The sequence below is a fragment of the Anaerostipes sp. 992a genome, from assembly GCF_001940245.1.
GTDB lineage: Bacteria > Bacillota > Clostridia > Lachnospirales > Lachnospiraceae > Fimousia.
In genome coordinates this window covers 1,161,820-1,186,615 of sequence record NZ_MJIG01000004.1, presented here as the reverse complement: position 1 = coordinate 1,186,615, position 24,796 = coordinate 1,161,820, and the positions used below count along the sequence as shown (strand labels likewise).

22 protein-coding genes are annotated in these 24,796 nt (G+C 39.2%); 19 read left to right on the top strand and 3 right to left on the bottom strand.

The window, feature by feature from the left end; translation table 11 throughout:
- The first annotated feature begins 13 nt into the window (after positions 1–13).
- Positions 14–1,213, top strand: a complete 1,200-nt coding sequence (locus BHF69_RS09935) for a cofactor-independent phosphoglycerate mutase (RefSeq protein WP_075671126.1) — start codon at positions 14–16, stop codon at positions 1,211–1,213.
- Between the two features lie 15 nt (positions 1,214–1,228).
- Positions 1,229–2,440: an aspartate kinase gene (locus tag BHF69_RS09930; RefSeq protein WP_075671124.1), complete on the top strand. Its 1,212-nt coding sequence runs from the start codon at positions 1,229–1,231 to the stop codon at positions 2,438–2,440.
- Positions 2,441–2,518: 78 nt separating this feature from the next.
- Here the strand turns inward: BHF69_RS09930 and BHF69_RS09925 are convergent, their stop codons facing one another.
- Complete coding sequence (locus BHF69_RS09925) at positions 2,519–3,385, bottom strand: DegV family protein (protein ID WP_075671122.1); 867 nt, start codon at positions 3,383–3,385, stop codon at positions 2,519–2,521.
- A gap of 151 nt (positions 3,386–3,536) precedes the next feature.
- Here BHF69_RS09925 and cysK point away from each other — a divergent pair, with 151 nt between their 5' ends.
- The 9 genes from cysK (at position 3,537) to BHF69_RS09880 (ending at position 13,953) form a co-directional block, all read left to right on the top strand.
- Positions 3,537–4,439 carry a cysteine synthase A gene (cysK, locus tag BHF69_RS09920; protein ID WP_075671120.1) on the top strand — a complete coding sequence of 301 codons (903 nt, stop codon included), beginning with the start codon at positions 3,537–3,539 and terminating at the stop codon, positions 4,437–4,439.
- A gap of 184 nt (positions 4,440–4,623) precedes the next feature.
- Complete coding sequence (pxpB, locus tag BHF69_RS09915) at positions 4,624–5,352, top strand: 5-oxoprolinase subunit PxpB (RefSeq protein WP_075671118.1); 729 nt, start codon at positions 4,624–4,626, stop codon at positions 5,350–5,352.
- On the top strand, positions 5,353–6,393 hold the full coding sequence (locus tag BHF69_RS09910; RefSeq protein WP_075671116.1) for a biotin-dependent carboxyltransferase family protein: 1,041 nt from the start codon (positions 5,353–5,355) through the stop codon (positions 6,391–6,393).
- The gene (gene accB / locus BHF69_RS09905; protein WP_075671114.1) at positions 6,384–6,806 is read left to right on the top strand and encodes an acetyl-CoA carboxylase biotin carboxyl carrier protein; all 423 of its coding nucleotides are present in this window, start codon (positions 6,384–6,386) and stop codon (positions 6,804–6,806) included. The genes BHF69_RS09910 and accB overlap by 10 nt, the downstream gene beginning before the upstream one ends.
- A gap of 15 nt (positions 6,807–6,821) precedes the next feature.
- Positions 6,822–8,171: an acetyl-CoA carboxylase biotin carboxylase subunit gene (gene accC / locus BHF69_RS09900; protein ID WP_075671112.1), complete on the top strand. Its 1,350-nt coding sequence runs from the start codon at positions 6,822–6,824 to the stop codon at positions 8,169–8,171.
- Positions 8,172–8,186: 15 nt separating this feature from the next.
- Positions 8,187–8,972, top strand: a complete 786-nt coding sequence (locus BHF69_RS09895) for a putative hydro-lyase (protein ID WP_075671110.1) — start codon at positions 8,187–8,189, stop codon at positions 8,970–8,972.
- 7 nt (positions 8,973–8,979) lie between these two features.
- The gene (locus BHF69_RS09890) at positions 8,980–9,747 is read left to right on the top strand and encodes a LamB/YcsF family protein (protein WP_075671108.1); all 768 of its coding nucleotides are present in this window, start codon (positions 8,980–8,982) and stop codon (positions 9,745–9,747) included.
- A gap of 93 nt (positions 9,748–9,840) precedes the next feature.
- Entirely contained in the window at positions 9,841–11,082 is a 1,242-nt protein-coding gene (locus tag BHF69_RS09885; protein ID WP_075671106.1) for an Nramp family divalent metal transporter, read from the top strand.
- Between the two features lie 261 nt (positions 11,083–11,343).
- Positions 11,344–13,953, top strand: a complete 2,610-nt coding sequence (locus BHF69_RS09880) for a cation-translocating P-type ATPase (protein WP_075671104.1) — start codon at positions 11,344–11,346, stop codon at positions 13,951–13,953.
- On the opposite strand, the gene BHF69_RS09875 is transcribed toward BHF69_RS09880, so the two are convergent.
- Positions 13,942–14,673 carry a sulfite exporter TauE/SafE family protein gene (locus tag BHF69_RS09875; protein ID WP_075671102.1) on the bottom strand — a complete coding sequence of 244 codons (732 nt, stop codon included), beginning with the start codon at positions 14,671–14,673 and terminating at the stop codon, positions 13,942–13,944. The genes BHF69_RS09880 and BHF69_RS09875 overlap by 12 nt on opposite strands.
- 345 nt (positions 14,674–15,018) lie before the next feature.
- Between BHF69_RS09875 and BHF69_RS09870 the strand changes: the two genes are divergently transcribed.
- On the top strand, positions 15,019–16,755 hold the full coding sequence (locus BHF69_RS09870; protein ID WP_075671100.1) for a transglutaminase domain-containing protein: 1,737 nt from the start codon (positions 15,019–15,021) through the stop codon (positions 16,753–16,755).
- 342 nt (positions 16,756–17,097) lie between these two features.
- Here the strand turns inward: BHF69_RS09870 and BHF69_RS09865 are convergent, their stop codons facing one another.
- Positions 17,098–17,715: a formate/nitrite transporter family protein gene (locus tag BHF69_RS09865; protein WP_083651224.1), complete on the bottom strand. Its 618-nt coding sequence runs from the start codon at positions 17,713–17,715 to the stop codon at positions 17,098–17,100.
- 284 nt (positions 17,716–17,999) lie between these two features.
- Here BHF69_RS09865 and BHF69_RS09860 point away from each other — a divergent pair, with 284 nt between their 5' ends.
- From BHF69_RS09860 to BHF69_RS09830, 7 genes are all read left to right on the top strand, one after another.
- A complete protein-coding gene (locus BHF69_RS09860; RefSeq protein WP_075671098.1) occupies positions 18,000–19,436 on the top strand; it encodes a sugar transferase in 1,437 nt (478 codons plus the stop codon).
- Between the two features lie 79 nt (positions 19,437–19,515).
- Positions 19,516–19,995 (top strand): PssD/Cps14F family polysaccharide biosynthesis glycosyltransferase, encoded by a 480-nt coding sequence (pssD, locus tag BHF69_RS09855; RefSeq protein WP_075671096.1) that lies wholly within the window; start codon positions 19,516–19,518, stop codon positions 19,993–19,995.
- Positions 19,996–20,007: 12 nt separating this feature from the next.
- Positions 20,008–20,514 (top strand): glycosyltransferase, encoded by a 507-nt coding sequence (locus BHF69_RS09850; RefSeq protein WP_075671094.1) that lies wholly within the window; start codon positions 20,008–20,010, stop codon positions 20,512–20,514.
- Positions 20,514–21,500, top strand: a complete 987-nt coding sequence (locus tag BHF69_RS09845; RefSeq protein ID WP_075671092.1) for a glycosyltransferase family 2 protein — start codon at positions 20,514–20,516, stop codon at positions 21,498–21,500. The genes BHF69_RS09850 and BHF69_RS09845 overlap by 1 nt, the downstream gene beginning before the upstream one ends.
- A gap of 5 nt (positions 21,501–21,505) precedes the next feature.
- The gene (locus BHF69_RS09840; RefSeq protein ID WP_075671090.1) at positions 21,506–22,615 is read left to right on the top strand and encodes a glycosyltransferase family 1 protein; all 1,110 of its coding nucleotides are present in this window, start codon (positions 21,506–21,508) and stop codon (positions 22,613–22,615) included.
- Positions 22,599–23,822 carry an O-antigen ligase family protein gene (locus BHF69_RS09835; protein WP_075671088.1) on the top strand — a complete coding sequence of 408 codons (1,224 nt, stop codon included), beginning with the start codon at positions 22,599–22,601 and terminating at the stop codon, positions 23,820–23,822. Before BHF69_RS09840 ends, BHF69_RS09835 begins: the two co-directional genes overlap by 17 nt.
- 4 nt (positions 23,823–23,826) lie before the next feature.
- A complete protein-coding gene (locus BHF69_RS09830; protein ID WP_075671086.1) occupies positions 23,827–24,795 on the top strand; it encodes a glycosyltransferase family 2 protein in 969 nt (322 codons plus the stop codon).
- Position 24,796 lies beyond the last annotated feature (1 nt).

Below are 24,796 nucleotides of genomic sequence, written 5' to 3'. Positions count from 1 at the left end.
GGAGGATAGGATTATGAAATATGTAGTAGTTTTAGGCGATGGAATGGCAGATGAGCCGATTGAAGCACTAAATGGAAAAACTCCAATTCAGGCAGCACATACACCTGCGTTGGATAAAATAGCTCCAGTATCTGAAATTGGACTGGTGCATACAGTACCGGAAGGAATGAATCCGGGAAGTGATGTTGCAAATCTTGCAGTAATGGGATATAATCCTTCTGCATGCTATTCTGGGCGTTCACCGTTAGAAGCGTTGAGTATCGGAGTAGAGATGGAAGACACAGATATTTCCCTAAGATGCAACATTGTAACCTTAAGTGATGAAGAAGAAAAGTATGAAGATAAAAAGATTTTGGATCACAGTTCTGGAGAAATCTCCAGTGAGGAGGCTGCACAGCTGATCGAGGCGATTAAGCCGGTGATGCAGAATGAGACCTATCAGTTTTATGCAGGAACCTCCTATCGTCATCTGACCATCTGGAAGCATGGACAGGTAGTGGACCTGGTTCCTCCTCATGATGTATTAGGACAGACCGTTGGACAATATCTTCCAAAGCAAAAGGATCTCTATGATATGATGAAGAAAAGCTATGAAATTCTTAACGATCATCCAATCAATGTAGAGAGAGCGAAAAAGGGACTTAATAAGGCGAATTCCTTATGGTTCTGGGGGGCTGGAACAAAACCTTCTCTTGGCGGTTTTTATGAAAAGACAGGCAAAAAGGGTGCCATGGTATCTGCGGTTGACTTATTAAAAGGAATTGCTGTGGGAGCAGGAATGCGCAATATGGAAGTGGAAGGTGCCAATGGAGGTCTTCATACCAATTATGAAGGTAAGGTCATGGCAGCGATCCAGGCATTGAAGGAAGGCAGTGATTTTGTTTATATTCATGTAGAGGCACCAGATGAAATGGGACATCAGGGGAATATGGAGAACAAGATTACAGCGATTGAATATCTGGATCAGAAAGTCATTGCAAGAATGCAGGAAGAGCTTCAGAAGATGGGAGAGGATTACCGTATGCTGGTTATGCCAGACCATCCGACCCCACTGGCCATTCGTACACATTCTTCCAATCCGGTTCCATACCTCTTATTCGATAGCCGTAAAGAAGCTTCTGGACAGCCAGAATACAGTGAAGCAGCCGGTAAGGCTTCTGGAATCTATGTACAAAATGGATATGAATTAATGAATCACTTATTAGAAATTTAGGAGGATACAAAACTAATGTTAATCGTTAAAAAATTTGGTGGAACATCAGTAGGAGATAAAGAAAGAATCTTTAATGTGGCAAGAAGATGTATTGAAGATTATAAAAAAGGACATGATGTTGTAGTTGTATTATCCGCTATGGGTAAAATGACAGATGAATTGATCGCAAAAGCAAAGGATATCAATCCAAATCCATCCAAAAGAGAAATGGATATGCTGTTTACCACAGGAGAACAGACTTCTGTTGCTTTAATGGCTATGGCTATGGATGCACTTGGAGTACCTGCCGTATCTTTAAATGCATTTCAGGTAGCAATGCATTCTACCAATAAATATGGAAATGCCAGATTAAAACGAATTGATACAGAACGTATCCATCATGAATTGGATCAGAGAAAGATTGTTTTAGTAACTGGATTCCAGGGAATTGATCATTATAACAACTATACAACTTTGGGACGTGGAGGTTCTGATACGACAGCCGTTGCTCTGGCAGCAGCACTTCGTGCAGATGCATGTGAGATTTACACAGACGTAGAAGGTGTATACACAGCAGACCCACGTAAGGTAAAAGATGCACGTAAATTAAAAGAAATCACATACAATGAAATGTTAGAACTGGCAACCTTAGGAGCTGGTGTTCTTCATAACCGTTCTGTGGAACTTGCCAAAAAACATGGAGTACAGCTGGTTGTACGTTCTAGCTTGAATACTGCAGAAGGTACGACAGTAAAAGAAGCTACCTCTATGGAAGAAAAGGTAGTCAGCGGTGTTGCTGGTGATAAAAATGCTGCTCGTATCGCAGTTATGGGACTTCATGATGAACCAGGTATTGCTTTTAAATTATTTAATTTATTAGCAAGAAATAATATTAATGTGGATATCATCTTACAGTCTGTAGGTAGAGATGGTACAAAGGATATTTCCTTTACAGTAACAGAGGATTCTGCAGATGAAACGGTAGAAGTAATCAAGAATAACTTCCCAAGAGCGAAATATAAAGAAATCGATGTGGAAACAAAAGTAGCAAAGGTATCTGTAGTAGGTGCAGGAATGCTGGCACATCCAGGAGTAGCTGCTAATATGTTCCAGGCTTTATATCAGCATGACATCAATATTCGAATGATTTCTACTTCTGAGATCAGAGTTACCGTACTGGTAAATGAAGACGATATGGAAAAAGCCATGAATGCTGTTCATGAAGCATATGGCTTACAGGAAGCGTAAGACGGAAAAAGGCAATTCGAAAGCATTCTTGTAGAAGGCTTAGAATTGCCTTTTATGGTATATAAATATAATAAAACCTTAATATTCCATCTTCTTTTCGATAGTAACTGCCAGACATCCTGGTCCGATATGACAAGCCACACTTAAGGATAAGACATCGATTGGAATATCCTCTTCGGTCACTGGAAAGGCCTGAGACAGTTCTTTTCTAAATTCTATGGCTGCATCCGGATTTTCTGTATGGACCACATTCAGTCTGACATTATCAATTCCACCGAAACGTTCTGCAGAATCTTTGATTGCGGCATCTAACATGGTAGAACGGCCCTTTTTCACGGTTCTGCACTTAGCAAAGGCGTCCAGTTTCTCGCCTTGAATCTGAAGGACCGGCTTGATCTTTAATAAGGTTGCCAGTGCGGCAGCCGCAGGAGTGATTCGTCCACCCTTCTTTAAATATTTTAAAGTATCCAGCATAATGTAGATACTGGAATCAAATTTCGTATCGGTCAGCCTCTTATGAATTTCTTCTGCTGAGAGGCCCTTATCTGCCATAGCTTTGGCATCCAGAACAGAGGATTTCATGGTAGTAGAAATTCTCTGGTTGTTGACAACCCATACTTTATTCTCATAATCCTCGGCCAGCATCATCGCTGTTTGACAGCTTCCACTTAAACCACTGGACATAGGGATATGAATAATTTCATCATAAGATGTAAGCAGCTTGTCCCAGAGGTCAGTAACATCACCAGGGGAGGGTTGAGATGTGGAAATATCCGCATCTCCTTTTAAATATTCATAAAATTCATCCTGTGACAGAGTGATGTCCTCATAAAAGGTTTTTCCATTAATATGAAATGGCATAGGAAGTACAAAAACACCGTAATCCTTTGCCATACTCTGGGTAATTCCGCTGTTACTATCCGTTACAATAGCGACTTTTTTCAAAATAATACCTCCATACATTTTTATTACACATATTCAACTCATTTTAGCATTTCTAAAATAAATTGTAAATATTGCAATAATAACTTTCTATTGATAAAAATATTCGTTATAATAAAAGGTACTGATAATATAGAAGAAGGAGTTTGAAAGGATGTATACAGAAAATATTTTAGATTTAATTGGGAATACGCCTCTGCTCAGTCTGAAACCAAGCACCGGATGCGAGATTTATGCAAAAGCAGAGTTTTTAAATCCAGGGGGGAGCATCAAAGACCGTGTAGCGAAAAATATGTTGCTTGAAGCCCAAAAAGCAGGTAAATTAAGACCGGGTATGACCATTATAGAACCAACTTCTGGAAATACTGGAATCGGACTGGCATTTTGTGGTGTGCGCATGGGCTATAAGGTAATCATTGTAATGCCTGAGAACATGAGTGAAGAACGCAAGAAGATCATCAGAGGGCTGGGAGCAGAGCTTGTGCTGACTCCAGCAGAATTAAGCATTGATGGTTCTGTACAAAAGGCAAAGGAAATCGCAGCATCTTCCGAAGATTATTTTGTACCGCAGCAGTTTGAAAATCCAGCCAATACGGATGCTCATTATAAGACCACTGCTCCAGAATTGGTAAAACAGCTTGGAAAACCAATTGACATTTTTGTTTCTGGTGTGGGAAGTGGCGGAACCATGGCTGGAATTGCAAAATATTTGTTGGAAATCAATCCAGATACCAAGATTGTAGCAGCAGAGCCAAAGGGAGTATCTGCTCTTTTGGGGCAACAGCCAGGACTTCATCAGATACAGGGAATTGGAGATGGATTCGTTCCTGCAATTTTAGATACGACTATCATTACGGATATTGTAGAAGTAAGCGATGAAGATGCCATTGAAACTGCCAGAGAACTGACCAGAGTACAGGGAATCCTTTGTGGAACATCTTCTGGAGCCAATATCTGGACAGCAAAACAAATGGCCAAAAAATATGGTAAGGATAAAGTGATTGCAACAGTATTGCCAGACCGTGCAGAACGTTACTTCAGTGTAAACTTATTATAAGGATGGCACTGTGATCAATCAAAAAATATTAAGAAAACATTAAAAAACTTCAAAAAAAATCAAGAAACTCTTGAAAACTTATGAGTATTTTTGTAGAATTATGAATAAGGGTTCAGCTCACAAAGGCGTGTGACATTTATGATCATACGCCTTTTGCTTTTACTTATGGAGAGAGGTAACAATTATGAAATATCCCAGAATACTTTTATGTGGAGATTCCGCAGTTGATGTGGAATTCGGTGATGTTATCAGTGATGAGATTAACCAAAAAATTCGAAATTTTACCAATGTACTGAAGAAAGAAGAGATTACAGGAATTACGGATATTATTCCCACCTTTCGTTCAGTGTTGATTAATTATGATCCTAGATTTCTTTTATATGATGAGATGAAGGAGATTATTGAGAGATTGCTGAAGGTGGATGATGCTGGTGATGCACAGAAGGTTCGGATCTTCCAGATTCCAGTATGTTATGGAGGAGAATATGGTCCTGACCTTGCGGATGTTGCAGAGTATGGCAATATGACAGAAAAAGAAGTAATCGAGCTTCATGCTAATAGAAATTATTTGATTTATATGTTGGGGTTCCTTCCCGGCTTTGCTTATTTAGGAGGAATGGACCCACGACTGGAGACACCGAGATTGTCCAACCCAAGAATTCGGATTCCAACCGGCTCTGTGGGGATCGGAGGAGCACAGACGGGAATCTATCCATTGGATTCTCCTGGAGGCTGGCGTTTGATTGGAACAACACCGATCAGGCCATATGATCCTGACAGAGAACCACCGATTCTTTATGAGGCAGGTGATTATATCAGGTTTGTTCCGATTACACCGGAAGAATTTGAGAAGATCAGACAGTTAGAAGAACAGGGACAATATGAATATCAGATTCTGGAGGAGGGTGAATAGATGGGAATTTTATTTGAAAAAAGCGGTTTGTTCACTACGGTACAGGATCTTGGACGTACTGGATATCAGAAATCTGGATTTTCTGTATCCGGCGTTATGGATCGCCGATCCTTTATGATTGCCAATTTACTGGTGGATAATCCGGAAAATGAAGCAGTCATTGAATTTTCCATGGTAGGACCGACGATTCGATTTACTTCCGATACGATCATTGCGATGACAGGAGGGAAGTTTTCTCCAAAACTCAATGGTAAGCCGATCCATATGTATGCAGCAGTTTATGTTCACAAAGGAGACCTGCTGGAAATCGGCTTTGCGGAGACAGGATGCTGGGGTTATCTGGCTATTTCCAGTCGTCTGGATGTGAAGAACGTGATGGGAAGCCGTTCTACCAATACAAAATGCAGTGTAGGCGGATTTCATGGAAGAAAGATAGAGAAGAATGACCAGATCTGGTTCCGGGCAAAGAAGCGGTATTTGCCGTATTTTCTTTCCAGACATTTGGAGCCGGACGATTTTGGAAAGGAAGAGGTAGACATTCGTGTGGTCATGGGACCGCAGGAGGATGCCTTTACGAAAAAAGGAATTAAGACATTTCTTACAGAAGAATATACAGTAACAGCAGATGCCGACCGGATGGGCTATCGATTAGAGGGACCACATATTGCTCACAAGGGAAGCGCAGATATTATTTCGGATGGGATTCCATTTGGGGCGATTCAGGTGCCGTCCCATGGAAAACCGATCATTATGCTTGCCGACAGGCAGACAACCGGAGGCTACACAAAGATTGCCACAGTCATTGGCGTAGATATTCCGAAGCTTGTACAGAGGAAGCCTGGCAATAAGATTCGTTTCTATCCGGTTTCTGTAAAAACAGCACAGGAATTGTATCGTCAGGAGATTAAGGAATTCGATGAGATGAGAAATAAGATTCATCATCCTTGTAAAGAGGTGTTAGATCCCCGCCTGACAGCAAAACGATTAGCAAAATTATTTGATAAAGAGAAAGAAACAATGGAGGTAGAACCATGGATTTAAGCAAAGTAAAAAAATTGATGGAATTGATGGAAGACTCTTCTTTGGTGGAATTTTCCTTAAAGGAAGGAGACGATAAGATCGTACTGAAAAAAGCGACCGCAGCAGATGCTGTTGTAGTGCAGACTTCCGCTGTTTCCAGCCAGGAGGCACCTGTGGCAGAAGAAGAGGCAGAAGATGAATTATATGTATTGTCCCCAATGGTTGGCACCTTCTATAGTGCGCCATCTCCAGATGCTCCATCCTTTGTCAATGTTGGCGATAAAGTTGAAGTGGGACAGACCTTATGTATTGTAGAAGCCATGAAGCTGATGAATGAGATTGAAAGCGATTATGCCGGGGAGATCGAGGCGATTCTTGTAAGCAATGAACAGAAAGTAGAATACGGACAGCCATTATTTAAGATTAAGGCGTAAAAGAGGTGGAATCGTATGTATCAAAAAGTATTAATAGCCAATCGTGGAGAAATCGCCGTTCGTATCATCCGTGCGCTGAGGAATCTTGGAATTTTATCCGTAGCAGTGTATTCAAAAGAAGATGAAAATGCCCTTCACACAAAGCTGGCAGATCAGAGAGTCTGCATCGGGGAAGGTCCTGTAAAAAACAGCTACCTGAATATGGAACGGATTATTATGGCGGCCAAGAATACAGGTGCTGACGCCATTCATCCAGGATTTGGATTTTTATCAGAGAACAGTGCATTTGCGCGTATGTGTATAGAGAATGGGATTGATTTTATCGGACCTGATCCAGAGATTATTGATCGTATGGGGAATAAATCTGAGGCCAGAAAGACCATGATGGAAGCAGGGGTTCCTGTAGTGCCGGGAACCAAAGAGCCGGTGTATGAATCTAAGAAGGCATTGGAGTTTGCCAAGGAAATCGGATTCCCAGTCATGATCAAGGCTTCTTCTGGAGGCGGAGGAAAGGGGATGCGAATCTCTCATTCGGAAGAGGATTTTGAATTTCAGTTTAATACGGCACAGAGAGAGTCAGTCAATGCATTTGCCGATGATACCATGTACATGGAGCGGTGCATCATGAAGCCAAGACATGTAGAGATTCAGATTATGGCAGATAAGCATGGCAACGTGGTTGCGCTTGGGGACAGAGACTGTTCCGTACAGAGAAATCATCAGAAGATGATCGAAGAATCTCCTTCTCCAGCTATTAACGATGAAACAAGAAAGAAAATGAATGAGATGGCGATTCTGGCTGCCAAGACCGTAGGGTACAGCAGCGCAGGAACCATTGAATATATTGTAGATCAGTCTGGAGAGTTTTATTTTATGGAGATGAATACCAGAATTCAGGTAGAGCATCCAGTAACAGAGATGGTCACTGGACTGGACCTGATCGAGATGCAGATAGAATCTGCAATGGGCTATGAGCTTTCTGTAAAGCAGGAGGATATTGAGCTTCGCGGACATGCGATTGAGTGCCGGATCAATGCAGAGATGCCGGAAAAGAACTTTATCCCTTGTCCTGGTCTTATTAAACATGTTCATCTTCCAGGCGGCAATGGCGTGCGTGTGGATACTGCTATTTATGAGGGATATCAGGTTCCATCCGAATACGATTCTATGATCGCCAAGGTGATTGTTCATGGCAAAGACCGTAAGGCGGCCATTCGGAAAATGCGTACAGCCCTGGAAGAACTGGTAATTTTAGGGATTGATACCAATGTAAACTTTCAGTATCTGATCTTTAAGAATCCAATCTTTTGCGATGGAGAAGCGGATACCGGATTTATTGAAGATTTATTGAATTATAAGGAATAGCAAGGAGGAAAGTCTATGGATTATGTAAATGCAAAGCCCTGGGAAGTAAGAAAGTTGATTCGAGAAGGTAAGATTACTGTACCGACTTCAGGAATGTGTGCGGGATATGCTCAGGCCAATCTGGCGATTCTTCCAAAAGAGTTAGCCTATGATTTTCTCTTATTCACACAGAGAAATCCAAAACCATGTCCAATTCTGGAGGTCAGCGATGTGGGAAGCAGAGAACTGAAATACATTGCAAAGAACTGCGATATTGCTACGGATTTTCCAAAGTACCGGGTTTATGAAAAAGGAGAATTAAAGGGTGAATACACCAGCGTGGAAGATTTCTGGAGAGATGACCTGGTAAGCTTTCTGATCGGATGCAGCTTTTCCTTCGAATCCGAGCTGATCGAAGCAGGAATTGAGATGCGTCATAACACGATGGGATGCAATGTTCCAATGTATATTACCAATATTGAGACGGTTCCAGCGGGAATCTTTCATGGTCCGATGACCGTTAGTATGAGACCGATTCCATATGATCAGATTGTACGTGCAGTTACTGTAAGCGGTACGATGCCTCAGGTGCATGGTACACCGGTTCATATCGGCGATCCTGCGGCCATTGGTATCAAGGATATTAATAAACCAGATTTTGGAGATCCGGTCGAGATCAAAGATGGAGAGGTTCCAGTATTCTGGGCATGTGGGGTTACTCCACAGTCTGTTCTGATGAACGTGAAGCCAGAATTTGTAATTACTCATTCTCCAGGGCATATGTTGATTACAGATGTGAAAAATGTAGATTTGAAAGGATGAGAATGATATGTATAAAGTTGATTTAAACTGTGATCTGGGAGAAAGTTTTGGCCGATATACCCTTGGACTGGATGAGCAGGTAATTCCATTGATCTCATCTGCCAATGTGGCATGTGGATATCATGCATCCGATCCCATTGTCATGGATCAGACAATTTCCATGGCAAAGGAACAGGGAATCTGTGTAGGTGCACATCCTGGATTTCCAGATTTGATGGGCTTTGGAAGAAGAAATATGAATGTATCGCCAAAGGAAGCGAAGGCTTATGTAACCTATCAGCTGGGTGCTCTATACGGCTTTTGTAAGAGTAAGGGCATGGAAATTTCACATGTGAAGCCACATGGAGCCTTATATAATATGGCGGGAAAAGATTATGAGCTTTCCAAAGCCATCTGTGAAGCCATTTATGAATTTGATCCAAATATTATTTTACTCGGACTTTCTGGAAGTCAAATGATTCAGGCTGCCAATGACATGGGTCTTAGGGTGGCAAGAGAGTTCTTTGCAGACCGGGCTTATGAAGAGGATGGTTCCTTAGTTGCCCGTACCAAACCAGGTGCAATGATAACGGATGAAGAGATTGCGATTTGGAGAGTTGTCAAAGGCATCAAGGAAGGATGCGTCACTGCGATTACCGGAAAGGAAATTCCAGTGAAGATTGATTCTATCTGTGTACATGGAGATGGGGAAAAAGCACTGGCCTTTGTAAAAAAGATCAGAGCGACACTGGAATCAGAAGGAATCACAATCTGTCCATTAAAGGACATCGTATAGCTAGTTCATCAAGGCTTGTCAGATGGAGTAGGAAATCATCCGAGCATAGCCTTTATGATAAAAATCATAGTGGATGAAAAGGAGGAATTAGATATGTCTAAATTTATTCAGAAAATGAAAAACATTGGACCGGGTGCTTTAGTTGCAGCAGCATTTATTGGACCAGGTACGGTAACAACCTGTACACGTGCAGGTGCGACCAGTGGCTACACTTTATTATGGGCCATGTTATTCTCAACCATTGCAACGATTGTATTCCAGGAGATGTCTTCCAGACTGGGTCTGGTAACAAAAAAAGGACTGGCAGAAAATATCCGTGAAAAGATGCCTAGCGGTCCGATTCGTACCATTGCCATTCTTCTTGTGATCGTAGCAATCTTCGTAGGAAACTCTGCTTATGAAACAGGAAATATTACGGGCGGTATCATGGGATTTACAACCTTAGTTCCAGGAGTACCAATGCAGGCCATCGTAATCGTTATCTCACTGTTAGCAATCGCGCTGTTATGGTCCGGAAGCTATAAAGCCATTGAAAAAGTATTAACCGGAATCGTTATCTTAATGGCAGTTGTATTTACCATTACAGCAATCGCTTCTCATCCAGACTGGGGTGCAGTAGCAAAAGGATTAGTAACACCAAAATCTGGTGGAAATGACTTAATGACGGTTATCGGATTGATTGGTACAACAGTAGTACCTTACAATCTGTTCTTACATGCATCCTCCACAGCAGAACGCTGGAATGGAGTAGAGAACCTGGGAGATGCAAGAATGGATACGATCATCTCCATCGGTTTGGGTGGATTAGTATCCATGGGTATCATCGTTGCAGCAGCAGCAAATATGTACGGCAGTGGTGTTGAAATTGCAAGTGGCGCAGACTTAGCCCTGGCTGTAGAACCAGTTATGGGTGAATGGGCAAAATGGTTCCTTGGAATCGGCCTTCTTGCAGCTGGTTTCTCCTCTGCAATCGCAGCTCCTTTGGCAGCAGCATTTGCAACAACCGGCTCTTTAGGCTGGAAAGCGGATTTAAAGGATATGAAATTCAAGGGCGTATGGTTATTCATCATCGTATTAGGAGCAATCCTTGCGATCGCACTTGGTGCAAGCCCAACTCAGCTGATCTTAGTTGCACAGGCAGCCAATGCTATCATCTTACCATTGATCGCATTCTTCCTGTTATACTGCGTAAACTCTAAGGAGATGGGACAGTACAAAAACGGTATCATCAACAATCTTTTAGGTATTGTCATTATCGTCATCTGCTGCTTTATCTGTTATAGAAATATGACAAGCTTTATTCAGTCCTTACAGGCATTATTGACAGCACAGTAGAAAGAAAAAGACATCGTTGACAAAAAAGAAGGCAGCGTATATACTACTAGTAAATAAAAGGGAGTAGCCTGCGCGCTGCGTTCACGGTGTCGTCAATCTCAACAGAAGGGACTTTCTGTTCGTATCGTGATGAAAAGGCCAGACTTTTATTGTATTTTTGTGATGCAATAAAAGCCTGGTCTTTTTTTGCATCATAAGGCACTATGTGCTGTACATTTTTGATTGATTTAAAAAAGATGGTGATGAGCAGGAGGGCAGAATATGAAGGAATTTTATCAAATGACGAAGACAGAGGTCCGAAAAGAGATGAACGGGGGCCTGTATCCACTGAACAACACGCAGGTTTTAGAGAGGCAGAAAAAATTTGGTCCCAATGAGCTGGAGGAGGGAAAGAAGAAAGGGAAGATGCAGATTTTTCTGGAGCAGTTTCAGGATTTTCTCGTAATGATCCTGATTCTGGCAGCCATAGTATCGGGATTTCTCGGAGACTGGGAAAGTACTCTGGTTATTCTGGTAGTCATCACAATGAATGCAATTTTGGGAACGGTGCAGACCTTAAAGGCAGAGCAGTCCTTAAAAAGCTTAAAGGCATTATCCAGTCCCGAAGCCAAGGTACTGCGAGATGGAAGAATCGTAAAAGTTCCATCTTCTCAGCTGGTTCCTGGAGATGAAGTGTACTTAGAAGCAGGAGATGCAGTACCAGCGGATGGAAGGATGTTAGAGTCTGCCAGCCTGAAAGCAGATGAAAGTGCTTTGACGGGAGAAAGTCTGGCAGTGGAAAAGACGCATATGGTATTGCAGGGAGAGTTACCTTTGGGAGATAGAACCAATATGGTCTATGCTGGAAGCTTTGTCACATATGGACGGGGCAGCTATCTGGTTACGGCAACCGGCATGAATACGGAGATGGGAAAAATTGCAGGGTTATTAAAGTCCACCTCTGAGAAGAAGACACCGCTCCAGGTGAACTTAGATCAGTTTGGACAGAAGCTGTCTATGATCATTTTGATCTTTTGCGGCATTTTATTTGGTGTCAGTGTCTTTCGTGGGGAATCCATCGAAAGTGCCTTTCTGTTCGCAGTAGCCCTTGCGGTGGCAGCCATTCCAGAGGCTTTAAGTTCGATTGTAACCATTGTACTTTCTTTTGGAACACAGAAGATGGCAAAGGAGAAGGCGATCATCCGAAAGCTTCAGGCTGTAGAAGGGCTTGGAAGCGTATCTGTCATCTGTTCGGATAAAACGGGAACATTGACACAGAACAAAATGACGGTGGAACAATATTATACAGGAGAAAATGTAATAGATGTCAGTCAGATTTCCATGGAAGATCCGTTGCAAAAGAAGCTGTTACTACACAGTATGCTTTGTAATGATGCTACCAATCTTGGCGGAAAGGAAATCGGAGATCCTACGGAAACGGCCCTGATCAATTTGGGAAGCAAGCTTGGCTATGACTGTATGAAAGTAAGAGATGAGTATCCAAGAATCTCCGAACTTCCATTTGACAGCGATCGGAAGCTGATGTCAACATTACATCCGATGGATGGAAAAGCAGTTATGGTAACCAAGGGGGCCGTAGACGTACTCTTATCCCGACTAAAATGGATCGAAACAGAACATGGTATAGAAGAGATAACAGAAAAGCATCTGGCAGAGATTATAAAATGCAACCAGGCATTTTCCAGACATGGATTGCGGGTACTGGGTTTTGCCTATCGCATTCTGGAAGAGGAACGAGACCTTGTTCTTGCGGATGAAAAAGAGGATATCTTTCTTGGTCTGATCGCCATGATGGACCCTCCGAGAGAAGAGTCAAAGGAGGCGGTAGAGGAATGCATCCGTGCAGGCATCAAGCCGGTTATGATCACCGGAGATCACAAGGTGACTGCAGCAGCCATTGCTAAGAGGATTGGCATTCTGAAAGAAGAATCAGAGGCCTGTGAGGGTGCCCAGATCGAGCATATGAGTGACGAAGAATTGCAGGAATTCGTAGAAGGTATTTCTGTCTATGCCAGAGTCTCTCCAGAGCATAAGATTCGTATCGTGCGGGCATGGCAGGACAAGGGCAACATCGTGGCAATGACCGGGGATGGTGTCAATGATGCTCCGGCTTTAAAGCAGGCAGATATTGGAGTGGCTATGGGAATTACCGGAAGTGAAGTATCCAAGGACGCGGCGTCCATGATATTGGCTGATGATAACTTTGCTACGATCATAAAAGCAGTGGAAAATGGAAGAAATGTATATAAGAATATTAAGCAGTCCATTCAGTTCCTCTTATCTGGAAATTTTGGTGGAATCTTAACGGTGCTTTTTGCTTCTCTGGCGGCCTTACCAGTGCCATTTGAACCGGTGCATTTGCTGTTTATCAATCTGCTGACAGACAGTCTACCGGCGATTGCACTTGGTCTTGAGCCTCATACGAAAGAAGTGATGGAAGAGAAGCCAAGGCCGGTCAATGAATCGATCCTGACCAGAGACTTCCTAAGTAAGATTGGAATCGAAGGTCTTGTGATTGGAGGTATGACAGTCATTGCATTTTTGATCGGTTACCAGGATGGCAATCATCTGCTTGCCAGCACCATGGCATTTGGTACCCTGTGTTTGGGAAGATTGTTCCATGGATTTAACTGCAAATCCAGCCATCCGGTCATTGGGAAGAAAGAGATGTGGAATAATCCGGCATTGTTCGGAGCCTTTTTCATAGGGGCCATTCTTATGACTGCGGTATTATGTGTTCCAGCACTGCACAGCCTGTTTAAGGTACAGACACTTACCATGTTCCAGCTTCTGACTGTATACGGACTGGCGTTTTGTAATTTCCCGATCATACAGATATTAAAAGCAATCAGAGCTTCCTTAAGTAAATAATAGAATTCCTCCGGAAACGATAAGGAGGCCATAAGTGAATGTTAAGAAGGCTTCTGCATTCAGACGGTCATGAATCCGATTGCCGATATAAATGGAGGCAAAGACCGGAGGAATGCTTAAGCCAATCAGCTTTAAAGTTTCCGGTGTGTAAAAGCCCCACTGGAAATGGTTGTACATGAGAAATACATTCAGGATGACCCATACAGTGGAAACTGTAGCACGAAATTCAGTTTTATCCGTAAGCATGACAGCAGCATAAACGACCAGAAAAGAACCACCGGAGGTAAACATTCCCTGCATCATGCCGGCAATGATCAAAACCAGAAATAGAATTGGGACTGGAAGCTTATGTGAAGAACGTTCTTTCTTCCGAAGCGTCTGAGACAGTAGATTCTTAGCACCGATGGCAAGAACAACAATGGCATAGAAGGTTAAGAGCGCATTCAGTGGAAGAGCATCAAACAATAGGATACCAAGATACATACCAATGAACATGAAAAGAATCATCTTGCCCAGTTCCTTCCATTTGATATATTTAAAGTTCTGAATGGTAACAATCAGTGCAGCCAGCCATCCGATAAAAGTAATAATGGCTTTCGCCTGGTCGACTCCTACCAATACGATAGCTGGGGGCATGGAGATCAGAGGACCTGCAAAGCCGGTAATGGCCTGGATGGTATTGGCTGCAATTAAGACGATAATTAAGATCAGTGTTTTCATAATTCTTCTCCTTTGCAAGCATAGTTTCAGTTAAAGTATACAAGATTTGCATTGGATTTTCAATGTTTCCCAAAAGGAGCTGTACTTTCTCAGTGAATGAAAAAATCACTGGGAAAGTGCAGCTCCTTTTTTGAATATGTGCATGTATGTAATTGAGATAACATGTGCAAGGTATGCACATGAAAAATAAAAGTAGTATTAAATACTATGTAAAATAGTTTATATTAAAATAGTTTGAAAGTCAAGATAATTTTAAAAGGAATTTAGGAATGCCAGAAAAACTTTTTCTATGCCTCAAAGGGCGTATCGTGTAAAATAAAAGAAGAGAAAGGAAGTGAGGGAAAAATGAAAAGATTACGAAGATGGGGCTGCTTCTGCCTATGTTTGCTTCTAATGTTATGGGCGCCGGAGACCACAGTCTGGGGAAAGGTAGAAGAAGAGGATTTACAAAATCCGGCATTGGTAACTGAATATCATAGTGCAGAAGAAGCCTCCAAGATGAGAAGCAGAGAATACTGCGATATCGTGACGAATGGTATGCAGATGACCGTATCCGGAAAGACGCAGAAAAGCTATGCAGGATTCTTTGTTTGTGTCCGAGACAAAAATGGAAGAAATAAATTTAGCCAGAGTCAAGCTTGCGGTGTTCCAGATGCAGATCGAACCTTTATAAAAACACTGGATTTTAGCGACTGCGAAAAAGCAGAATACATCGTATCCATAAAATTTATCAAAAGCGAAGGGGACACATATAACAAGGATAAGCCAAACATGAAAGGGATTCCCCTTCGTGTGACGGATCAGGGAGTATTTATCAAAGAATATACCAAGATCATAAAAGAAAATCAGAGAATTCGAAGCAATGATACTTCTTTTACCAAATGCTACCTCGATACCTCCATGGCAGATATGTCTTATGAAATCAGAAATGGAGCCAAATGGACCAAAGATGCCAAAAAGAAGCTGACCAGCAGTGAGGTAAAAGCCTTGAAAAACTTTTCAGACAGCATTGTAAAGGGAGCCTCTACCAAATACGGAAAGTTGTTAAAACTCCATGATTATATTGCCGGTCACGTTTATTATGATCGTCCACTGTTTGAAGGAAAGACCTCCAGTGGTACCCTAAACCCATATGATCTCTATAAGCAGATCAAGAATGAGACCAGTACCAAAAAAGCAAAGACAGTGTGTAATGGCTATTCTACATTATTCGCAGCGCTGGCAAGAGCACAGGAGATTCCTTGCCGTACCGTAAGTGGTCATTCCATCAGTATTCCAGGCAATACATGGGAAACAGAAAAGAATATCAACAAGCAGGATCATGTATGGAATGAGGCATATGTGGATGGCGCATGGATTATCGTTGATGTGACCAGAGATTCCAGCAATGTCTATCAGAAAAACGACGACTATCCAAATGGAGCGTATTTAGCGCCAGAAAAGGAAGTGCTTCGCTATTCCGGGTTTGATCCATCGGCACAGGCACAGGCAGTCAATCATCTCTATCTTGGCTATCGGGAAATGCCGGAGTTAAGTGCGAAAAAGCCATCCTTAAAAAAGATTACAGATACCGTATTTCCAGTGACCTTAAAGTGGTCAAAAGCAGACGGAGCCATTGGATATGAGATTTATCGGGCGGAATCCAGTACAGGCACCGATAAGTTGATCAAGACTATAGATTCTGGAAAGACAGTAAGCTGTCTGGATACATCTGCGGTTCCTAAGAAGAAATATTATTATAAGATTCGCGCCAGAGATAAGAACGGACTCTATACAGCAAAATCCAGTTATCGCACGGTAACATCCAAGATGCCAGTGCCAAAGATTACCTCTGTAAAGAAATCCGGAAACAAAGTAGCAGTTAAATGGAAGAAACTATCTTACATATCGGAATATAAGGTTTATCGAAGCACAAAGGCTACCAGTGGATATGTCTTGCTGGGAACAAAGGAAAGCACTCAATCCACCATTACCTATTATGATTCTAAAGATCTGAAAAAGGGAAAGACGTATTATTATAAGATCAGAGCGGTGAAAAAAGGAGTAAATGGAGGGTATTCAGAGTATAAGAAGGTGAAGTAGAAAAAGAAAAATTCTCCTCCTGCACATGTCGCTTTCGGAGAAATTTTCTTTTTTCCGTTAGTTTCCAAAAAACTTTATTTGTTTTCATACTAAATGATAAAACTCAATTATTTCAGTAAGGCAATATATGGAGGAAGATTGTGCTTTTCGTAAATATTCTATCACGAACCACTAAAAGCGTAGCGACTGTGGTGAGTGCCGGGAATAGACAGAGACTGTTAGAGATTTTTAAGCTCTGGAATCCGATTGCCGGCTGAAAGAAATGAGTTTTTAGGTAAAGAGAAAAGGAGCTGTAGTACATATAGAAAGTGTACCACAGCTCCTCTTTTTGTGCTGGTGTCTCTATTTTAAAATTCTCCCCAAAATAGGAATCATCAGCCCTCCGACGATATTACCAGCAGTCATTGCGAGTAACCAGATCACTGTATGAACAGACCATACTTGGGCCATTCCGAAGTAGAACATGTTAGCGATGCAGTGTTCGAAACCAGCCAGGATAAATCCAGCTACACACAGGAAAAGACCGATATATTTTCCAATCTCATGTTGGTTGTTCCGAAAGCCGTCTACAGCAATATACATCAGGATATTACAGAAAATCCCCAGGATAAAGACGCTTACAAGGCTGTCATTGAGCTTTACGTCACACATGCCGGCAGCTTTTTCCTGAAAAGCAGCAGCAGATCGGGTAAACGTAAGGCTTAAAGATACCAGATTGGTACCAATTAGATTCCCAAGCCATGTAATGATCAAAGATGCGCTGTAGGATGGCGGATTATCGAAAACGTATCCGATTCGTCCGGTAAATAAGTGAAATCCTCTTGTTACGATGGTGAAGAGACCCAAAGTAAAGAATAAGGCTCCGATGACCTTGTTGTCGATGGCCAGGAAGAAAGCTCCTCCGATCCCAATGCAGATACCTGCCAGAATACTTTGAATCCATAATTCTTTCATTTTCATAATATGCACTCCTTTTCTTATGGGTGCTGTCCTTTAAAATGTTCTAAAATAACAAAAGGACAGCCAGATAATAGGACTGCCCAGACGGTCGACATATCAAACCCTTATCTGCACTGTGTCAATTCACATGATTCCGTCAGCAAATAAGTTACTTCATTCATAACATAAAATGAATGGAAAGTCAAGGTCTGTTACAACTTGACGTATTTTAAAATCCTATGTTACAATGGGTATAAAATTTGTTCAATCGGAGATTTTTACCATAAGTAGGAGTTAGATAGGGAATGTACAGAAAGAATCTAAAAAGCTGGATCAAACATCTGGATTTTATTCTTCTGGATTTTGTGATTATCCAAATCAGCTTTTTGATTGCATTTCAATTCAGGCATGGCAGGCTATGGCTTCCAGAAGCAGGATTATATCGTTATATAGCCATTTGTCTTGGCTTGATTGATTTGGTGGTCATGTTTTTTAATGAGAGTTATAAGGGAATTTTAAAAAGAGGTTATTTAGTAGAGTTAAAGGAAGTTTTTAAGCATATTACCTATGTAAATGTTTTATTATTACTATATCTATATATGGCACATAACAGCAATCGTTTTTCTCGTATTATTTTTTTTAGCATGTGGGGAATCGAATTGATATGTATGTGGTGTATACGATGTGGTTGGAAAAGATATTTGATCAAAAAGAAGAAAAATCAATTTCAGCGTGCACTTGTTGTAGTTACTACATATAAGAATGTGAAATCTTGTATTCGATCATTAACGATAAAAGAGTATGATTCCTTTAAAATTACTGGAATTTGCATAGTAGATAAAAATCTATGTGGAGAAGAATTAGAGGGAATTCCGGTAATCGCTAATCAGGAAAATTTTTTACAGTATGTAAAGAGTCATTGGGTAGATGAAGTATTTATTCGTCTTCCTAACGATATTGATCTGGCTCAGACACTGATTCAGGGATGCAATCAGATGGGGGTTACCGTGCATTTTGCGTTGCTTCATCGTCCATTGATGAAAGCATCCAGACAGATTGTTGAGAATATGGGAGATTATACAGTTCTGACTAATAGTATGAATATTGCAACAAACAGACAGAGCTTCTTAAAGCGTATGCTAGATATTGCAGGAGGGCTGGTGGGCAGCATTTTGACCATCATACTCACTGTCATAATTGGACCATTGATTTATATACAGTCACCAGGTCCTATCTTTTTTTCACAGGAACGAATTGGAAAAAATGGAAAGAGATTCAAGATGTATAAGTTCCGTTCTATGTACATGGATGCAGAGGAACGAAAAAAAGACTTGATGGAATATAATGATGTAAAGGATGGAATGATGTTCAAGATCAAGGATGATCCCCGGATTATCGGAAGAAAGAATGGAAAACCTGGGATTGGACATTTTATCAGGAGAACATCCATTGATGAATTTCCGCAGTTTTTTAATGTATTGATTGGAGAAATGAGTCTGGTAGGGACAAGACCGCCCACACCAGATGAATGGGAAAAATACGAACTGCATCATCGAGCAAGGCTGGCAACGAAACCAGGAATTACTGGGTTATGGCAGGTCAGTGGGAGAAATAATATTAAAAATTTTGAAGAAGTAGTGGAACTGGATACTACTTATATACAGAATTGGAATTTAAGGTTAGATATTAAGATTTTATGTAGAACTATGAAAGTGGTATTGAAACAAGAAGGAGTTAATTAAAGTAGATGTATATATTGGCATCGAAAGATTTTTGATAAAGAATAAGAATATAAGAATATTTAAATAGAAAGGAAGTAGGATGACCAAGAAAAAAAGCAACAAAAGAAAATTAAAAATTTGTTTCGTAGGTTCTTCTGGTGGACATTTAACGCATTTATATATGTTAAAACCATTTTGGGAAGATAAGGAGCGATTTTGGGTTACTTTTGATAAAGAAGATGCCAGAAGTCTTCTTCAGGGAGAAACAATGTATCCTTGTTATTATCCGAGTAATCGTAGCATTAAGGCTTTGATTATTAATACGTTTAAAGCGATAAGAATTCTTCCCAAAGAAAAACCGGATCTTATTATTTCATCTGGTGCAGCAGCAGCAGTCCCATTCTTTTGGCTTGGTAAACTCATGGGATCAAAGACTATTTATATAGAAGTCTTTGATCGAATAGATAAACCTACACTTTCTGGGAAAATGTGTTATCCAGTGACAGATAAATTTATTGTAGAGTGGGAAGAGATGAAACAAGTTTATCCAAAAGCAATTAATTTGGGAAGTATTTTTTAAGGAGGAGTAAATATGATTTTTGTTACGGTTGGCACGCATGAGCAACCGTTTGATCGTTTGATTCAATATATGGATGATATGAAGAGAGAAGAATTGCTTGATGAAGAAATAGTTATCCAGACGGGATATAGTACTTATGAACCGAAATATTGCACATGGCAGAGACTTTATCCATATAAGAAGATGATGGAATTGATTGATGAGGCTAGAATCGTAATTACACATGGTGGTCCATCAAGTTTTATTATGCCGCTTCAGATAGGGAAAATTCCAATCGTTGTTCCTAGACAAAAGAAGTTTAATGAACATGTAAATGATCATCAGGTATATTTTACTCAGGAAGTTGCCAATAGAAATAGGAATATTCTTACGGTTATTAACATTGAAGAGCTCGATGATATAATCATTAATTATGATAGGATTACCAAAAGCATGCAGAGTGGTAATCATAGCAATAATGCTAAATTTAATGCTGCTTTTGAGAAAATTGTAGATGAGATGTTTGAGGAAAGATATTGATGAAGAATGATATATGGGTAAGTGTTATAATTCCTGCTTATAATGCGGAAAAGTATTTAAATAGATGTATAGATTCTGTCATTAACCAAAATGCATTTGAACATATAGAAGTATTGGTAGTCGATGATGGATCGATTGATAAGACGGGAAGCATTGCAGATGAGTATTCTAAAAAATATGAAAATATTCATATTTTTCATATTAAAAATGGTGGAGTATCAAATGCAAGAAATATGGGTATTGAAAAAGCCAGAGGAAAGTATGTAGCTTTTCTTGATGCAGATGATTGGGTTGAACCACAATTCTATAGTGAAATGTACCAATCAGGCATGAAGGAAGATGCAGATGTTGTTGCATCAGGAATTTTATTTGATACGGAATTAGAAACAATTGTATTCAGATCCATAACGGATATTTATAGAGTTGTGGATAAAAAGTCGGCATTAAAGTATTATTTTCATGGAGACATGGATGTACATGTTGTGAATAAAGTTTATAGAAAAGAATTACTTGAAAATCATAGATTTGTTTCAACAATTCAAGTGGCAGAAGATCGATTATTTTTGTGTGAATGTTTGTTAGAAGCAGATCGAATTGCATTGATGCCACAAAATTATTATCATTATTATCAAAATTCTTCTTCTGTTATGAATCAAAATTTTTCAAAAAAAAATTTTGATAGTGTTATAGTAGCTAAAAGGATATTAAATATGGTGAAAACGTTTATACCTGAATTAGTACCATATGCAGAATGTATGTGTATTGCGGATGAATGCCGGATTTATGGAGAATTGATCAAAAGTGGGAATCATAAGGTTTATGTCGAAAAATTTAATGAATTAAAAAAAGATATTCAGCATTTTTCGTTAATGAAATGTATCAGATATTCATCAAAAAAGCATGTTGCTGCATTTATTTTAGCTAAATATGCACCATATTTTTATAATAAACTGAGGGGAAATACCAAAATTAAATTTGGTAAATAAATAGTATGAATAAAATTTTAGTTTTTGGAATGACGAATAACCCAGGTGGTGTAGAAAGCGTCATTATGAATTATTACAGAAATATAAATAGGGAAAAGATACAATTTGACTTTTTATGCAATAGCCAGGTAGTTGCTTACGAGGATGAAATAAAAAGCTTAGGTGGAAAAATTTATAAAATAACTGCTCGAAAAGATAATTATTTCAAATTTAAGAGGGAATTGAGGGCATTTATGTCTGGAAATGCGTTTAAATATTCTGCAATATGGGTTAATATCTGTAGTTTGGTCAATATTGATTATCTTATTTTTGCAAAAAAGTATGGAATTACCAGAAGGATTATTCATTGTCACAATTCAGATAATGATGCAGGGTTTATCAAAAGCTGTGTTCATAAATTTAACAAGATGAGGATTGGAAAGATTGCGACAGATTTCTGGTCATGTTCGGAAGAAGCATCTCCATGGTTTTTTGATAAAACGGTTATTCAAGGAGAGGCTTATAAAATCATTACGAATGCTATAGATGTAAAAAAATATAAACAAAATGATGCTTTACGGAAAAAATATAGATCTGAGTTTGGTTTGGAAAATAACATTGTTGTTGGACATGTTGGAAGATTTCATTTTCAAAAAAATCATAAATTTTTAATAGATATTTTTGAAGAACTTGTTAAAAGAAATTCACAATATCATTTGCTTTTAGTTGGACAGGGAGAACTGGAAGAAGAAATCAAAAAAATAGTAAAAGAAAAAGGGCTTATGAAACAGGTTAGTTTTACAGGAGTCAGAATGGATGTTGAAAATTTATATCAGATGATGGATATTTTTGTTTTGCCATCTGTATTCGAAGGGTTGGGAATTGTTGCACTTGAGGCGCAGGCGGCCTCCCTGCCCTGTTTATTAGCAGATACTGTTCCACCAATTGTAAAGGTGAATGATAATGTAGAATTTCTTGCGTTGAATCAAAAAATAGATCTTTGGGCAGATAGGATAGAACAATTGATTCAGGAATCTGATAAAAAATGGATGAATAAACTAGAAGTGTCTGAATTTAATATTGAGACTCAGGTGAGAAATTTTGAAAGGATGTTATTTAATGAAAATAAATACTAAAATATCAATACATAAAGTATCTAAAGTATATTTGATTTCTATACTCAGTTTTTTATTATTTTGTGATTTGATTGCAATAGATTTTTTTAAATCGCCAATCTATACGTTAGTGCAATATATTTTATTATTACCTGTGATTCTATATTGTTTTTATCATATTGATATGATATTAAAAGAGCATTGGAAAGTGCTGGGTTTAGTTTTAGGCATTGTCTTTTGTATTGTATTGTCTTCCCGTGTGAATCATGTCGATTCGTATAATTTGAGAGCAGCAATTTATTATGGAGCACTCATTTTTACAGTATTTATGTTCTCTGCCATTATGGGACAGAAGAAAACAACCAGACTATTGTTAAATGCAGGAAAATGGTATCTTGTTTTAACATTGATGATGAATGATATTTTGATGATCGTATTGCCAAATCGATTTTACAATATTAATGGAAAAGATATTGGAACTTGTTTTTTAGGAAATAAATTTGATGTTGCATATGCACATTTAATGTTGTTTTTCTTAGTTGTCATATTGGAAAAGAAGGATAGGATAAGTAACTTTAAAATGGGCATTTATACAATTTTGATGATTGGTATATGTAAGTATATAGATTGTATGACAGTGCTTTTAGCGGTAGGGGTATTTTGGGTATTACGTATGATTGTACTATATACACCTTTTAAGGCTGTTCTATCCAAGCTACCAATGTTTTTTTTATGTTTCTTTGTATCAGCAGTTTTATTAATTTTATTTCAGGGGATTTTAGCTATTACTCCATTGCAAAATTTCATTGTAAACGTACTACATAGGGATGCAACTTTGACAGGAAGACTAGAAGTCTATGCTTATATTTTTCAATTGTTTTTCTCCCATAAGTGGCTAGGATATGGATATGGAAATACGATTGTAAAAACGACTAGCATCTGGTATGCCAATGCGCAAAATGCATTTTGGGATTTTGTAATAAATTATGGGCTAGTTACAATGATCTTTTTAATATTGCTTTTGATAGTTGTTGTAAGAAAACATAGTGCAGTTAGCAAAATGGATCATAACAATATTGTATTATGGATTAGCTTTGCAATGTTATATGAATATATTTTTATTGGGATGGTAGAGATTGTTTATGGCAGGCAGTTTTTCTTTTATATTGCTTTGCTTAATGCAATCTGTTGTGAAGTGCAACAGGTTGCAGCACAACAAAGGGAGTAAAGAGATGAAAGAAGAAAAAATGGTTTCGGTCATTGTACCAGTCTATAATATAGAACAATATTTGGATCGCTGTATACAGTCTATTGTTGATCAGTCATATCGCAATTTAGAGATTATTCTTGTAGATGATGGTTCAAAGGATTCCAGTGGAAAAAAAGCAGATTCTTGGAGTGAGCAAGACTCTCGCATTACGGTAATTCATAGGACGAATGGTGGTTTATCTGCGGCACGGAACAGTGGAATTGATGTTGCGAAAGGAGATTACTTATTATTTGTGGACTCAGATGACTGGATTCATAAGGATATGGTGACTTTCTTGATAAAGAATACCGCAAAAGCAGATATGGTTTGTTGTGGTATGTTACAGGCAACAGACATAGAATCAACACCTATGAAATGGTTTAAAGAAGAACATATTTATTCAAATATGGAGGCATTAGATTTGCTTGTAGAGAATAAAATTTTTACTAGTCATGTTATGCGGAACCTTTATCCTAGAAGTATATTTAAAGACATACGATTTCCAGAAGGAAAGGTATTTGAGGATATAAGGATTGCTCATAAGATTATAATGCAGATCGACAGTATTTGTATTTTACCAGAGGCGTACTATTATTATTATGTAAGGGAAGATTCGATATCAAATATTGTGAAGTTAAAAAATAGAATAGAGTGGTACCATGCCTTAAAACAACGTGCAAAAGATTTAGAAGGGATGAAAAAAGAGTATCAGGAAATGATTCGAGCACAAATGGCAGTTGTTATTTCACTGGCTATGGTACAGAATACATTTTTAGATGAGGAAAAAACTCAGTATAAAATGGAGTTAAAGAGCATTAAAAAATTTTTGAGGGAAAAAGAAACAAAAAATGCGGTAAAGAAATATTCTAGTAGAGCCCAGTATATATATTACAGAATAGCAAGAATATTTTCCTTTCAAGCCAATAAAGGATATCGTTTGATAAGAGGCTGAT